Annotated in this window: 15 protein-coding genes; 3 read left to right on the forward strand and 12 right to left on the reverse strand. The window is 50.1% G+C overall.

Going from position 1 to position 13,407, the window contains the following annotated elements; genetic code table 11:
* Positions 1–17 precede the first annotated feature (17 nt).
* The 3 genes from F608_RS37195 (at position 18) to sat (ending at position 2,770) form a co-directional block, all read left to right on the forward strand.
* Entirely contained in the window at positions 18–713 is a 696-nt protein-coding gene (locus F608_RS37195; RefSeq protein WP_279615102.1) for an OS_HP2 family (seleno)protein, read from the forward strand.
* Positions 714–731: 18 nt separating this feature from the next.
* Positions 732–1,364 carry an HAD family hydrolase gene (locus F608_RS0122560; RefSeq protein ID WP_022667978.1) on the forward strand — a complete coding sequence of 211 codons (633 nt, stop codon included), beginning with the start codon at positions 732–734 and terminating at the stop codon, positions 1,362–1,364.
* Between the two features lie 128 nt (positions 1,365–1,492).
* Positions 1,493–2,770, forward strand: a complete 1,278-nt coding sequence (gene sat / locus F608_RS0122565) for a sulfate adenylyltransferase (protein WP_022667979.1) — start codon at positions 1,493–1,495, stop codon at positions 2,768–2,770.
* A gap of 110 nt (positions 2,771–2,880) precedes the next feature.
* On the opposite strand, the gene F608_RS0122570 is transcribed toward sat, so the two are convergent.
* From F608_RS0122570 to ffh, 12 genes are all read right to left on the reverse strand, one after another.
* The gene (locus F608_RS0122570; RefSeq protein WP_022667980.1) at positions 2,881–4,554 is read right to left on the reverse strand and encodes a Na/Pi cotransporter family protein; all 1,674 of its coding nucleotides are present in this window, start codon (positions 4,552–4,554) and stop codon (positions 2,881–2,883) included.
* 300 nt (positions 4,555–4,854) lie between these two features.
* A complete protein-coding gene (locus F608_RS0122580; protein WP_022667982.1) occupies positions 4,855–7,116 on the reverse strand; it encodes an inorganic phosphate transporter in 2,262 nt (753 codons plus the stop codon).
* A 233-nt stretch (positions 7,117–7,349) separates the two neighbouring features.
* Positions 7,350–8,195, reverse strand: a complete 846-nt coding sequence (gene rsmI, locus F608_RS0122590) for a 16S rRNA (cytidine(1402)-2'-O)-methyltransferase (RefSeq protein ID WP_022667983.1) — start codon at positions 8,193–8,195, stop codon at positions 7,350–7,352.
* 3 nt (positions 8,196–8,198) lie between these two features.
* A complete protein-coding gene (locus F608_RS0122595; protein ID WP_022667984.1) occupies positions 8,199–8,564 on the reverse strand; it encodes a YraN family protein in 366 nt (121 codons plus the stop codon).
* Positions 8,561–9,166 (reverse strand): ribonuclease HII, encoded by a 606-nt coding sequence (locus F608_RS0122600; RefSeq protein ID WP_022667985.1) that lies wholly within the window; start codon positions 9,164–9,166, stop codon positions 8,561–8,563. Before F608_RS0122600 ends, F608_RS0122595 begins: the two co-directional genes overlap by 4 nt.
* 17 nt (positions 9,167–9,183) lie before the next feature.
* Positions 9,184–9,534, reverse strand: a complete 351-nt coding sequence (gene rplS, locus F608_RS0122605; protein ID WP_022667986.1) for a 50S ribosomal protein L19 — start codon at positions 9,532–9,534, stop codon at positions 9,184–9,186.
* A gap of 53 nt (positions 9,535–9,587) precedes the next feature.
* Positions 9,588–10,154 carry an RNA methyltransferase gene (locus F608_RS0122610; RefSeq protein ID WP_022667988.1) on the reverse strand — a complete coding sequence of 189 codons (567 nt, stop codon included), beginning with the start codon at positions 10,152–10,154 and terminating at the stop codon, positions 9,588–9,590.
* 9 nt (positions 10,155–10,163) lie between these two features.
* Positions 10,164–10,922 (reverse strand): tRNA (guanosine(37)-N1)-methyltransferase TrmD, encoded by a 759-nt coding sequence (gene trmD / locus F608_RS0122615; RefSeq protein WP_022667989.1) that lies wholly within the window; start codon positions 10,920–10,922, stop codon positions 10,164–10,166.
* The gene (gene rimM / locus F608_RS0122620; protein WP_022667990.1) at positions 10,919–11,470 is read right to left on the reverse strand and encodes a ribosome maturation factor RimM; all 552 of its coding nucleotides are present in this window, start codon (positions 11,468–11,470) and stop codon (positions 10,919–10,921) included. The genes trmD and rimM overlap by 4 nt, the downstream gene beginning before the upstream one ends.
* A gap of 3 nt (positions 11,471–11,473) precedes the next feature.
* Positions 11,474–11,704 (reverse strand): KH domain-containing protein, encoded by a 231-nt coding sequence (locus F608_RS0122625; RefSeq protein ID WP_022667991.1) that lies wholly within the window; start codon positions 11,702–11,704, stop codon positions 11,474–11,476.
* Positions 11,705–11,772: 68 nt separating this feature from the next.
* Entirely contained in the window at positions 11,773–12,021 is a 249-nt protein-coding gene (rpsP, locus tag F608_RS0122630; protein WP_022667992.1) for a 30S ribosomal protein S16, read from the reverse strand.
* Positions 12,022–12,031: 10 nt separating this feature from the next.
* Positions 12,032–13,357: a signal recognition particle protein gene (ffh, locus tag F608_RS0122635; protein ID WP_022667994.1), complete on the reverse strand. Its 1,326-nt coding sequence runs from the start codon at positions 13,355–13,357 to the stop codon at positions 12,032–12,034.
* Positions 13,358–13,407 lie beyond the last annotated feature (50 nt).

Raw genomic sequence — 13,407 nt, forward strand, 5'->3', positions numbered from 1 at the left:
AAATGAGAACAGAAACAATGAAAAAAATATGGATAATTCTATTTATTTTTTCTTTTGCCGCCCTTTTCAATATCCCCTGTAATGCCTCTCCGACGGCAGTGCTGGTGGATCCGGTGTTTCAATTTCAGCCCCTGCCCGAGGGGCAGGTCCTGACCCATGAATTTATCGTAAAGAACCAGGGGGATACCCCCTTGAATATCACAAAGGTCGTACCTCCCTGAGGCTGTGACAGCCGTGCCTATGACAGGCAGATTCCCCCGGGAGGGGAGGGGAAAATAAAGATCGGGATCAAGACGGCGGGATACGGCGGAAAAACCATGAGCAAGAGAATCCTGGTGCAGACCGATGACCCGGCCCATTCAAAGATCTATCTGACCATTCGGGGAGCCGTGGAAAAAATTGTGGACATCCATCCGAAGACAGTGAGTATGAAGGGGGCTCCCGGGGAGGAATTGGAGACAATCGTCACCATCACGCCCATGGAAAAATATCTCTTTTCCATTCTGGATCTGAAACAGCAGTTTAAAAAGAACATCACCGCTGAACTGATCCAGCCCAACGGGGACGACCGGTCATGGAAAGTCAGGATAAAAAGCAATTCCCCAAAACCTGACACCCTTTATGAGGTCATCACCCTGAATACGGACAGCAAATACCGGCCCAGCCTGAGAATCAGGGTCTATGCCATTTACAGTGGCCAGAAAAAATCCTAACTGGAACCTCTTTTTCCCATGAATATTTCCAAAATCAAGGCGGTTGTATTTGATTGTGACGGTGTGCTCTTTGACACGGGCCTGGCCAATCGAAAATTTTATGATGAAGTGCTGGATAGATTTGATAAACCCGGTCTGACCCGGGAGCAGTTTAAAAATGTCCACATGATGACCGTGGGTGCGGCGGTGGAGTACCTTTTCCCCGAGCTTGAAGATCTCACTCCGGTCTATACATGTTTGAAACAGATCGGTTATCACAAGTTTATTCCGGATATGAAGATGGAAGACGGACTGGTTTCCCTGCTGGAAAAAATAAAGAAAAGGGGATGGGTCCGGGGGATTGCCACCAACCGGACCGATACCATGGAAAAAGTTCTTAAAGAGTTTCATCTGGATCCCTATTTTGATATTGTCGTGACGGCCCGGGATGTGGATAAGGCCAAACCCCATCCGGATGAATTGATTAAAATCATGGACCATTATGATTTGAGTCCCCATGAAATGGTCTTTCTCGGAGATTCAGACTTTGACCGGCAGGCGGCCCGGCGAGCAGGAACCTGGTTTATTGCCTTTCGACAGTCTTCCCTTGATGCGGATGTCCATGTGGATTCCATGGACGGGCTAGGAGATGTTTTACGGTTAAATGAATAAAATTCTTGACAAAATTCTCAATCATCATTAAATCTTACGAGATTTTTATTTGTGATTTTTTATAAATGTTTGGGTAAACATTTATTTTGTTATAGGTTAAATTAACATAAACTAAGGAGAGTGATTGAATGTCTAAATTAGTTGCCCCTCATGGCGGAAAAGGCCTTGTGATTTGCAAGCTTGAAGGCGCTGAGCTGGAAGCAGAACTGAAAAAAGCAGAAGGTCTTAAAAAAATTGAGATTTCTTCCCAGGTAAAAGGTGACCTGATCATGCTGGGTATTGGCGGATTCAGCCCCTTGAACGGTTTCATGACCAAGGCCGACTGGAAAGGCGTGTGTGAAGACTTCCTCCTGGCCGACGGTACTTTCTGGCCTGTGCCCGTAATGCTGGATGCTGCCAAGGACGATGCCGCCGATATCAATGTCGGTGATGAAATTGCCCTGGAAAGAGGCGGCGAAATCTACGCCACCATGAAGATCGAAGAAAAATTCGAGATGAGCGAAGACGATAAAAAATGGGAATGTGAGAAAGTATACAAGGGCCACGGCGAAGAGTCTGCAGATGACGTCTTCTGGAAAATCGCCATGGAAGATCACCCCGGTGTCCAGATGGTTATGGCCAGAAAAGAGTTCTGCCTGGCCGGCCCTGTAAAAGTCCTTTCCGAAGGTGAATTCCCTGAAAAATTCAAGGGCGTATACCTGACTCCCACAGAGACCCGCGCCATCTTTGATGAAAGAGGCTGGGCAAACGTGGCTTCCATGCAGCTGAGAAATCCCATGCACAGATCCCATGAGCATCTTTGCAAGATCGCTTTGGACGTGTGCGACGGTGTTCTGATCCATTCCCTCATCGGTAACCTGAAACCCGGTGACATCCCGGCAGAGGTTCGGATCGAATGTATCGACACCCTGATCAAAGATTATTTTGTTCCCGAGCATGTGGTCAACGGCGGATATCCCCTTGACATGAGATATGCCGGTCCCCGTGAAGGCCTTCTCCATGCCACCTTCCGCCAGAACTACGGTGTAAACAGAATGATCATCGGCCGTGACCATGCCGGCGTTGGTGACTTCTACACCCTGTTTGAAGCCCAGGAGATCTTTGATACCATTCCCCAGCCCGAAGGCGAAGGCAAGGCCCTGCTTTGCGAGCCCCTGAAAATCGACTGGACCTTCTACTGCCACAAATGCGACGGTATGGCTTCCATGAGAACCTGCCCCCACGGCAAGGAAGACAGAGTTATCCTTTCCGGTACCAAGCTGCGTCATGCCCTTTCCAACAACGAGGAAGTGGTTGACCATTTTGGCCGGGAAGAGGTATTGGTTCTTCTGAGAAAATACTATGCATCCCTGACCGAGAAGGTTGAAGTCAAACTTCAGAGTCATGCAGAAGGAAGCAAGATGTAATTGAGATTAAATCTCTTCAGATTTAATCAGGGTATATAAGAAAAACGGCCTTTCCCGATCGGGAAAGGCCGTTTTTGTCTGGGCCCCGGGGGAGAGGTGGAGGAGAGGGATTAAATGATCCGATCCACTCCAATGGCGATATTATAACAATAGTCTCCCATTTTTTCATAGCTTGAGACCAGGGAGATGAAAAAGACTCCGGCATCCACAGAGCATTCCACGTTTCTGAGCCGCTGGATATGGTTGGACCGCATATTCTCCCGCATCTGGTCGATACGGTCTTCAAAGCCCAGGGCATCTTCGTAAAATCCTTCGGGTTTATCCTTCATCCCTTCAACGATATGGTCCAGGAAGAGGTTTGCCTGCCCGGAGATATCGGTGAGATCCCTGAGAGCCTCACCGCTGAACCGGATATTGGCATCGTAGACCTTTTCAAGCATCTTGGATATGCTTTCCATGGCATCTCCGATCCGCTCGATGTTATTGGTGATCCGCATCATCTCGGAAATTTCTTTGGCTTCGGGTTCATTGACCTCTCCCTGGTAGATAGTGGTCAGATAGGAAATGATGATTTTCTGGCAGTCGTCAATATGGGTTTCAACGGCCTCCCGCTCGCCTAAAATATCGTCGTCCCGCCGGGTCAGACAGGTGGATATCTTCATGTTGTTCATCCGGACGTAGTCGGCGTAGTTGATAATTTCCCCCTTTACCTTGGCCAGGGCGCCAATGGGGGAATCCATAAAGCTTGCATCAAACTGGGGAAGTTTATACCGTTCTTTTGAATCTTTTGTCCTGGGGGAGATCAATATGGTGAACCGGACCAGTTTGGGCAGCAGTACCAGAAAGACGATGGCATTGATCACGTTAAACAGGGTATGGCCGTTGGCAATATATCTGGCCACATTGACATACTCGTTGTTGACCGCATCCCCCACGGGCCCGGCCCCCATTTTCAGGGTGAGTGTTTTTACGATTTCCACAAAAAAGGGAAAAATAACAAGGATAATACAGACCCCTGCCACATTGAATATGGTGTGGGCATTGGCGGTTCTGTGGGCCTCTGCGTTTCTGGAGCCCAGGGTTGCCAGCTGGGCCGTGATGGTGGTCCCGATATTTTCCCCCAATACCAGGGCCAGGGCCGTGGGAAAACTTAAGAGACCGGAGGTGGCCAGGGCCATTGTCAGTCCGACCGTGGCCGATGAAGATTGAACGGCCACGGTGAGCAGGGCTCCCATGGATACACAGAGTAAAATCCCTCCGATGGTGTCCGTGGAAAAGGTGGTGAAAAAGGAGATAAACTGGGGATCGGTTTTAATGGGGGCCAATCCGTTTTTCATGACGCCCATGCCAAAGAAAAGCAGGCCGAACCCAAGGATGATATCACCGATATGCCGGTATTGGCGCTTCTTGGAAAAATACTTTAATCCCACACCCAGGGCAATGGCCGGCAGAGCCGCTTCGGTCAGTTTAAATGCAATGAGCTGCCCGGTGATGGTGGTGCCCACATTGGCCCCGATAACCACCCCGACCGCCTGTTCAAGGGTCATGATTCCGGCACTGACAAATCCGATCAGCATTACCGTGGTGGCGGATGAAGACTGGACCATGGCCGTTACCCCGGCACCGGTGATACAGCCCAGAATTCGATTGGAGGAAATTGCTTCTAAAATGCTTCTGATCTTTTGACCGGCAGTGGCCTGGAGCCCTTCGGTCATCATTTTCATGCCGAGAATAAACAACCCCAGCCCGCCCAGCGTTTGGATCAGTATCCCTGCTATATCCACCCGTTCCTCCCCTAAGATTTCCCGGCTAACCCGAACCTAACACAAATCTAATCGATCCTTAATAATTGGGCACTGGTATACTCTAATTCGATAAATATTTCAATCCGGAGAATGCTCTTGGATACAAGACCGGGGGAATTTGATTAACCCTTTTTCCAATGGGGTGTTGCATTAGGTAACGGGTTTCAAGCCATGGAAATAAATTGGGTTTTCAGGGAAAGGTTAACCTGCCGGCTGAAAATAAAAAAGGCCGGTATCAAAAATATACCGGCCTTTTTTATTTTTATCAGGGATGAGTTCTTATTTGCAGGCTTTCTGGGGATCATCCAGGGGAAAGGCCTCGTTAAAGATCTCCAGCAGTTTTACCGTCTGTTTGGCCATCATTACGCAATTGCCTGAAATGGCATAGAACATGATGCTCAGCCGGGTTTTGGAGGATTCTTCACGGATCCGTTCGATCTGATTGGCATTGTAATCATCCACAAGTTCCCGCAGATAGTGGAATTGGGCTCCGATATGATGGCAGTCCACAATATTTTTTTTGCTGAAGGCCATTTCCACCTGTTCCAGGATATAGAGGATTATCTTTTTGATTTCCTTGAGTTCTTCGATCTGGGCCGGCAACAGTCCCTTATGCCTGTTGGCCACATGCATGGTGCAGCGGATCACCGTATCCCGGTGCCCGTCGGACAGTTTCTGCAGGCGCCGTATGATCTGGTAGTAGTTGTAAGACACCTCGTTTTCTTCCCTCTGCAGAAGGCGGAGCACCTTAAAGATATTGGCAATGATGATATTGGTGCCCATCTGGAACTGCTTGGTCTTTTTGCGCTGGGCCCGAAGACTTTCCAAATCTTCTTCAAACAGGGCATCAAAGGTGATAACAAAGGACTCTCTGATCCCCCTGAGCTGGTAGGCCAGGTGGTCAAAGGTCTTGGATACGGATTCCTGGAAATCTTCCACTTTTTCCAGGTGGAAGATATTCATTTCCTCTTTGGTTTTCTCATGGCCCTCATGGCGTTTTTTGTTTTTCCATATCATGAATCCCACAAATGCCATGAGGCAGATAATTCCGGGCAGGTTAAAGTGATAGATGATATTGGCTGCAATAAAGGAGACCACAAAGGCGATCAGGGCGGTCATAAACCATCCGCCGACCACGGTAAGAACGCCCGTGATCCGGTATACCGCACTTTCCCTTCCCCAGGCCTGGTCGGAAAAAGAGCTGCCCATGGCCACCATAAAGGTGACATAGGTGGTTGACAGGGGGAGTTTAAGGGAGGTGGCAAAGGAAACCACGGCCGAGGCCACCATCAGGTTTACAGAGGCCCTGATAAGATCAAAGTGGGGTTTTTCCTTGATGGCCACGTGAACGGTTTCCGACTTCGGGGTTATCCGGGCGGCAATGGCCTTGCGGACGGCATGGGGGGTAAGGGTCCTGACGGAATTGAAAAGGCTGTCAAAAAGATTGACAATACGTCTGGACAGCCAGACCGATTCAAAGCGTTCCATGCCCTCATCCTGCTGGCCCAGGCTGATTTCGGTTTCAGTTACGGTTCGGGCTTTTTTGGATATCCACAGGGTGATCACCATGATGGTTCCGGCAATGAGCATGATACTGGTCTGGGACTGCACCTTTTTGCTCAGGGCCTCCATGGTCACGTTCATGGGATCTGCCGAGGCCAGGGCGTTTTGAAATGCATTCAGTCCTGCCAGGGGCACACCGATGAAATTGACCAGGTCATTGGCGGCAAAGGCCATGGCCAGGGCAAAGGTCCCCACCAGAACAATGAGCTTGAGAATATTCACCCTGAATATACTTAAAAGAATCTGGAAGATCACGGCGGAAACCACAAATATGCCGGCCATGATTGCCAGGGAGTTTCCTTTTATCCAGGTTACGGTCTGGGCATCCATGAAAGTGGCCCCTTTGGAGCCCTTGACCAGGATGAAAAAGGTGATGGCGGTCATGGCCATCCCTCCCCACAAGGCCCCGTAGCGTTTCAGGCGCTCTTCATAGTCAAAGGTAAATATCATCCGGGAGATAAACTGCATAATCGCCCCGGAAGCAAAAGCCACCACAATGGACAGGAGGATTCCGCCCACAATGGCCATGGCCTTTGCCGTATTGATATAATCCCACAGGCCCAGGCCGTTGCTTGTCTGGGCCATGATTTTCAGAAAGGAGAGGGCCACCGCGGCACCCAGAAGTTCGAACACGATGGATACCGTGGTGGAGGTGGGAAGTCCGTGGGTGTTGAACAGGTCCAGAAGAAGGATATCCGTGATCATGACCGCCAGAAAAATCGTCAAAAGCTCGGGCATGGTAAAAAATTCCGGATGAAAAATTCCCTTTCTCGCCACTTCCATCATGCCCCCGGAAAAGGTGACCCCGGCCAGGATGCCCAGGCTTGCAATGATGATTATGGTCAGAAAGGGTGCCGCTTTGGATCCAATGGATGAATTTAAAAAATTCACCGCATCATTGGTGACTCCGACAACCAGATCAAAAATGGCAAACAGGATCAGCATCCCTGCAATGACATAGTAGATTTCAATGCCCATGGCGTTATTCAGGTCCTTTTATCTTGGAAAAATGCTCCATATGGAAAAATGGATGAAAATGAATATGGTCTAATTTAAGATGTGATTTAATGATTTTCTTGTATCTTGCTAACCTTGGCCTAATAATCAGGCCTGTTTTTAAGCTAGTTCAGCCGATTTTTCAAGATCTCGGCTCATATCCTAACACAATCCTAATAATTGGGACAGGAACTATTTTTTGGGAATGAAGCCGGTTATGAAGCGGTGTTTTTGAGGCTCAGAATCGTATCGTAGACGGTCTTTTTGGAAACATTAAAGGTGGCGGCCAGTTCTTTTGCCAGGTCCGAGGTTTTCGGATTTTCTTTTAATCTGTCCAGGATGACGGCCTCCAGTTCATCCGGGGAAAGAGAATTCTGGTCCGGGTCCTGTCCCTGGATAAAAAGAACGCATTCGCCCTTGACCTGGTCCCGGGTCTCAAGACAGAGCAATATCTCGGACAGGCTGCCCCGCAGGTACTCTTCATGGCGTTTGGTCATTTCCCTTGTCAGACAGGCATTCCGGTTTCCAAACAGATCAACAGCCCTTTTAAGAAGAGTCTTGATCCGTTTGGGGGATTCGTAAAACACCAGGGTGGCGGTCTGGGGTTTCAGGCGGTTGAGTGCCTGGTTCATCCTGGCCTGTTTCCTGGGCGGGAAGCCGCAGAATAAAAAAGAATCCGTGGGCAGTCCTGAAACGCTTAACCCGGCAATGGATGCACTGCATCCGGGCACCGGTATGACAAAAATATCATTTTCAGCAGCCAGCCGGACCAGTCTGTATCCGGGATCGGAAATGCAGGGGGTTCCGGCATCGGTTATCAGGGCAATGTTCTTCCCCTCTTGCAAATGGCTGAGGATCTGACCCGATCTTCTCTCTTCGTTGTGTTCATGGCAGGAAATCATGGACGTCCGGATCCCGTAATGGTCGAGAAGTTTTTTTGAATGACGGGTATCCTCGGCAGCAATGAGGTCTGCCTCCTTAAGAATCCGGATCGCCCTAAAGGTCATGTCCTCCAGGTTTCCCAGGGGGGTGGCCACAATATATAAGGTGCCTGGTTTCAAAATTTATCCGGCCTGGAATGCATTGGGAATCAGGTTGATCTGCCAGTCTCCGTTGGAAGGGATCATTTCAATCACATCAAACCGGGCCCTCTGATCCGTGAGTTTCTGTTCTTTGAGGAAAAAAGAGGCTGTGTTGATGATTTTTTTTTGTTTGGCCGGATTGACTGCCTGCCTGGGCAGGGCCTTTTGGATTTCACTCCGGGCCTTGACTTCAATAAAGCATAAGACATCCTTGTCCCGGGCAATGATATCGATTTCTCCGAACCGGGTTTTATAATTGGTCTCGACAAGAATGTAGCCCTGTTTTTTCAGATATCGGGCGGCCTGTTTTTCACCGCTTTTGCCCAGGTCCTGCCTGGCCCGGCTCATGGGGCCTTTACTCCTCGGAAGGTTTTCCGGTGTACGGGACAGGGCCCGTGTTCAAGGATGGCCTGTTTGTGGGCCTTGGTGGGATATCCCTTATGCTTTGCAAATCCGTAAACCGGATAGGTCCTGTCCAGATCCTCCATGATCCGGTCCCGGGTCACCTTGGCGATGATGGAGGCCGCGGCAATGGAGATGCTTCTTGAGTCCCCCTTGACCAGGGCCTGCTGGCCGATTTTCGACTCCGGGTCCATGTCCAGGGTGAACTTGCCGTCGATGAGCAGAAAATCAGGAAGAATGGCAAGCTTCTCTGCGGCCCGTTTCATGGAAAGCAGGGATGCCCGGAGGATATTGATCCGGTCGATCTCTTCATGGTCGCAGATGCCCACCCCCCATGCAAGGGCCTGGGCCTGGATGACCGGAAAGAGGGCGTCTCTTTTTTTAGGGGATAATTTTTTGGAATCGTTGATGCCCGGACAGTGGAAATCCGGGGAAAGGATTACAGCAGCAGAAACGACAGGGCCGGCAAGGGGTCCCCTGCCGGCCTCATCCAATCCTGCGATATGCCTGTATCCTCTACCTGTTAAATCCTTTTCAAACTGCCACATGGGAGTCGAAACAGGGTTTAGGCAAAACGTTTTTCTTTGATCCTGGCGGCTTTTCCGCGCAGGTTTCTCAGATAGTAGAGCTTGGAGCGGCGGACCTTGCCCCGGGTAACCACTTCAATTTTGTCGATAATCGGGGAATACAGGGGGAAAATTCTTTCAACCCCGACACCGCCGGAAATTTTTCTTACAGTAAACCGGGCGCCGGCCATTCCTTTTGTTTTTTTGATGACCACACCCTGGAATACCTGGATGCGCTCTTTCTCGCCTTCCCTGATCTTAACATGCACTTTTACGGTATCCCCTGAATCAAAATCGGGGATATCAAGGCGCATCTGTTCTCTTTCCAATTTTTCTATTACGTTTGTCATGTTTCCTCCTGGTTCCTTTCCTTTCGGCTGAACAACCCAGCCGTACTGAATGTTCAGTCGTTGGTAATCCTGTCTAAATATATGGATGCAGCAGACCGGACAGAAAGGTGATTATATGCCCCCGGGCCGTTAATGGGTGCAAGCCTCAGATTGCATGAATCGATAAACCCTTCTGTCAGCCCCCATGCCGTGCCAAAGGCCAGAACATGGGATGCATTGTTCTTTAATCTTGTCTTCAGTTCCCGGGGGGTGATGCAGTCTCCAGAATCTCTGGCACTGGTGGCAATGGTCACCACCTCCCGATTGTCTTTTTTTTCAATTTCCTCCAAAGCCTGTTCAAAGGTCCGGGTGACCCGGATCATTTCAAGGGCTTCTTTCCTGGAGGGGTTTAGCTCTCCTCCCTTTCCATGGGTCCAGTGCCGGATGATCTGGTCTGCCAGTTCAACCTGGTCCTCAAAGGGCGTCACCACGTAATATCCCCGGACGCCGAAGGTCCGGCAGGCCCTTGCAATATCATGGAGATCCATGTTGGTCAAGGCCGATCCGATTTCCATGTTTTTCCGGTTCATAACCGGATAATGGACCAAAGCCAGATAAAGGTTGTCCGCAGGGGCTGCCATTCAGGGTCTCTAGACCGATTCTCCGGCCAGGGCCTTCAGTTCTTGGGCCCATTGGAGCAGGACCTTTTTTTCCTCTTTTGACGGCCGGGTCTGTTCGAACAGGTCCGGCCGGTTCAAAAAGGTCCGGGTCAGCCCGGATTTCAGCCGCCATTGGGCCACTTTTCCATGGTCCCCCGAAAGAAGGACCTCAGGAACCTTGATTCCCTCAAAACGTTCCGGCCGGGTATACTGGGCATGTTCAAGCCGGCCGTCCACAAAAGAATCTGCAAGGGGCGAGGCTTCACTTCCCAAAACTCCCGGGATCAGACGGGCCGTTGAATCAATAATGGCCATGGCTGCCAGTTCTCCCCCTGTCATAACATAATCCCCGATGGACATCTCCTCATCCACAAAAAGGGAATGAACCCGTTCATCAATTCCCTCATACCGGCCGCAGACAAAGATCAGGTCCTGATTTTCCTCTGCCATCCGGCAGGCGTCTTCCTGGTTAAACCGCTTGCCCTGGGGGGTCATGAGGATCACCTTTGCCCGGGGGGATTTTTCCCGTGCAGACCGGATTGCCCGGCCAAGGGGCTCGGGTTTCATAACCATTCCGCTGCCTCCCCCATAGGGCCTGTCATCCACTGTCCTGTGCCGGTCCGTGGCAAAATCCCGGATATTGATGCTCTCTCCGGAAATCAGCTTCCTCTCCATGGCCCTGCCGATCATGCCGTGGTCAAAAAAAACCTCCACAAGTTCGGGGAAAAGGGTCAGCACTGTGAACTTCATTGATCAATCACCTGATCAAATCCCGGAGGAAGCCGTGTCCCCATGATCTTATTCTCCATGTCCACGCTCTTAACAAAGTGACGGTGCATGGGAATCAGGGCCTCCCGGCCGGTTTTTTTGTCCTTGACCACCAGAATATCATTGGCCCCGGTGGGGAAGATTCTCTCAATAATTCCTAAACTTCCCAGGTTCTCATCGATCACCTCAAGGTTGTAAAGATCTTCCCAGTACCAGGTATCTTCCTCAAGTTCAGGAAGTTCGTCCCTGGGAATCAGAATCTCCCACCCGATAAGCTCTTCGGCATCTTCCCTTGTATCCACACCCTTGAAGGCCAGGAGAAGTCCTTTTTTTCTGGGGGAAACCTTTTCAATGGTAAAAGACCTGCATTCCCCGGAGATCTTGGAAGAAAGATCATCGGGCCTGACCCTTACCTGCCCCCCCTTTTTAAAGGTATCCAGGGATTCGGCAAAGGATCTGACCTTGAGGTTTCCGCCAAGACCGTGGACCCCGGTGACCTTGCCGATGGTTAGCAGGCCGTTTTTATCCATGGTCTATTCGATGATCTCCAGAACCGTCCTCTTTTTGAGTTTGGTGCTGGCCGCACTTAAAATGGTTCTCATGGCCCGGGCGGATCTCCCCTGTTTCCCGATTACCTTCCCCAGATCCTCTTTTGCCACCTTGAGTTCCAGTACAGATGTCTGATCTCCGACAATTTCAGACACCTGAACCTGGTCAGGATTGTCCACCAGTGCTTTGGCAATGTACTCTATCAGCTCTTTCATAAATCCATCTCCTTTTACCGTCTTGGGGGTGGGGGTGAGAATACTCAAGGTTTTTCAGTGGCGGTTCCTTATGCAGAGGCCATTCCCTGTTTCTTCAATATGCTCTGGACCGTGGTGGAGGGTTTGGCCCCTTCTCCCAGCCAGTATTGAATTCTTTCCTGCTTCAAATTAATGGCGGCCGGTTCGGTCATGGGATCATAGGTTCCCAGTACTTCGAGGAACCTGCCGTCCCTGGGGCTTTCAAGGTCGGCGGCCACAATTCTGTAAAAAGGTTTCTTTTTGGTGCCTTTCCGGGTCAACCTGATTCTTACGGACATATTTTTCTCCTTAAAACGGAAGCATGCCTTTTAAAGACCGCATGCCGCCTTTATTAAATTTTTTAATCATTTTCATGGACTGGGTATAGCTTTTGAGGAGTTTGTTCACTTCCTGGACGCTTGTCCCGGAGCCAAGGGCAATTCTCTTTTTCCTGGATGCCTTGATAATGGCATGCTGATCCCTTTCCTGGGGGGTCATGGAATTGATGATGGCCTCGATTCTTACAAATTCCTTATCACTGATATTCAGCCCTTTGAGTTGTTTCTTATTCATCCCGGGCAGCATGCCGAGAAGGTCCTTGATGGATCCCATTTTCCGGACCGATTTCATCTGGTTCCTGAAATCCTCAAGGGTAAACGCATTTGCCCGAAGTTTTTTCTCTATCGCCTTGGCTTCCTTCTGGTCAACGGCATCCTGGGCTTTTTCAATAAAGGAGAGGGTATCCCCCATCCCCAGTATCCTGGATGCCATCCTGTCCGGATGAAAGGGTTCAAGTGCAGTTGATTTTTCACCCACACCGATGAACTTCAAGGGTTTCCCGGTGACCGCCTTGATGGAAAGGGCGGCTCCGCCCCTGGCATCTCCATCCATTTTGGTCAGGATAAATCCGTTCAGATCCAGACGCTTGTCAAAGGACCCGGCAATGTTCACCGCATCCTGTCCGGTCATGGCATCTGCCACCAGGAGAATCTCCGAAGGATTCACCCCTTTTTTTATGCCCTCAAGCTCAGCCATGAGCTCTTCGTCCATGTGCAGCCGGCCGGCCGTGTCAAGGATCAGGGTGTCGCATCCCTGTTCTCTTGCGGCCAATTGCGCATCCTGGCATATCTTCAGGGGCTTCATATCCGTTGAAGAATCAAACACCGGGACTTCCAACTGCTTCCCGATTTTTTTCAACTGATCAATGGCTGCCGGCCGGTAAACGTCCACGGGAACGAGAAAAGGCTTCCTGCCCTGCTTGCGCAGGTGGCGGGAAAGCTTTCCTGCCGTAGTGGTTTTACCGGATCCCTGCAGACCCACCAGCATGATTGACCCCAGGGTCTTGCCGTCAAGATTCAAATCCTGGTGTTCAGACCCCATCATTCTGGTGAACTCTTCATTGACAATCTTAATGACCTGCTGGGCAGGGGTCAGGCTCTGCATGACCTCCTGGCCGATGGCCCTGGCTTTGATGTCTGAAATCACCTTTTTGGCAACCTTGTAATTGACATCCGCCTCAAGGAGTGCCATCCTGACCTGTTTAAGGCCCTCCTCGATATTGGCTTCGTTCAGGGTGCCGTGACCTTTTAATTTTTTAAAGACTGAATCCAGCCTGTCACTCAAGTTGTCAAACATAAAAGCGTCGGTCCAAAGTGTCAAATCAAATCATTGAAATTAGACTATAT

The sequence above is a fragment of the Desulfospira joergensenii DSM 10085 genome, from assembly GCF_000420085.1.
Taxonomy (GTDB): Bacteria; Desulfobacterota; Desulfobacteria; order Desulfobacterales; family Desulfobacteraceae; genus Desulfospira; species Desulfospira joergensenii.

Coding starts and splice junctions, on each gene's coding strand:
- F608_RS0122595 (WP_022667984.1), bottom strand. CDS start 8,564: ATGAGCCGGGCCAGGCAGGACCTGGGCAAAAGCGGTGAAAAACAGGCC.
- F608_RS0122600 (WP_022667985.1), bottom strand. CDS start 9,166: ATGTGGCAGTTTGAAAAGGATTTAACAGGTAGAGGATACAGGCATATC.
- rimM (WP_022667990.1), bottom strand. CDS start 11,470: ATGGATAAAAACGGCCTGCTAACCATCGGCAAGGTCACCGGGGTCCAC.
- sat (WP_022667979.1), top strand. CDS start 1,493: ATGTCTAAATTAGTTGCCCCTCATGGCGGAAAAGGCCTTGTGATTTGC.
- trmD (WP_022667989.1), bottom strand. CDS start 10,922: ATGAAGTTCACAGTGCTGACCCTTTTCCCCGAACTTGTGGAGGTTTTT.
- rplS (WP_022667986.1), bottom strand. CDS start 9,534: ATGACAAACGTAATAGAAAAATTGGAAAGAGAACAGATGCGCCTTGAT.
- F608_RS0122560 (WP_022667978.1), top strand. CDS start 732: ATGAATATTTCCAAAATCAAGGCGGTTGTATTTGATTGTGACGGTGTG.
- F608_RS0122580 (WP_022667982.1), bottom strand. CDS start 7,116: ATGGGCATTGAAATCTACTATGTCATTGCAGGGATGCTGATCCTGTTT.
- rpsP (WP_022667992.1), bottom strand. CDS start 12,021: ATGTCCGTAAGAATCAGGTTGACCCGGAAAGGCACCAAAAAGAAACCT.
- ffh (WP_022667994.1), bottom strand. CDS start 13,357: ATGTTTGACAACTTGAGTGACAGGCTGGATTCAGTCTTTAAAAAATTA.
- F608_RS0122610 (WP_022667988.1), bottom strand. CDS start 10,154: ATGGCAGCCCCTGCGGACAACCTTTATCTGGCTTTGGTCCATTATCCG.
- F608_RS0122625 (WP_022667991.1), bottom strand. CDS start 11,704: ATGAAAGAGCTGATAGAGTACATTGCCAAAGCACTGGTGGACAATCCT.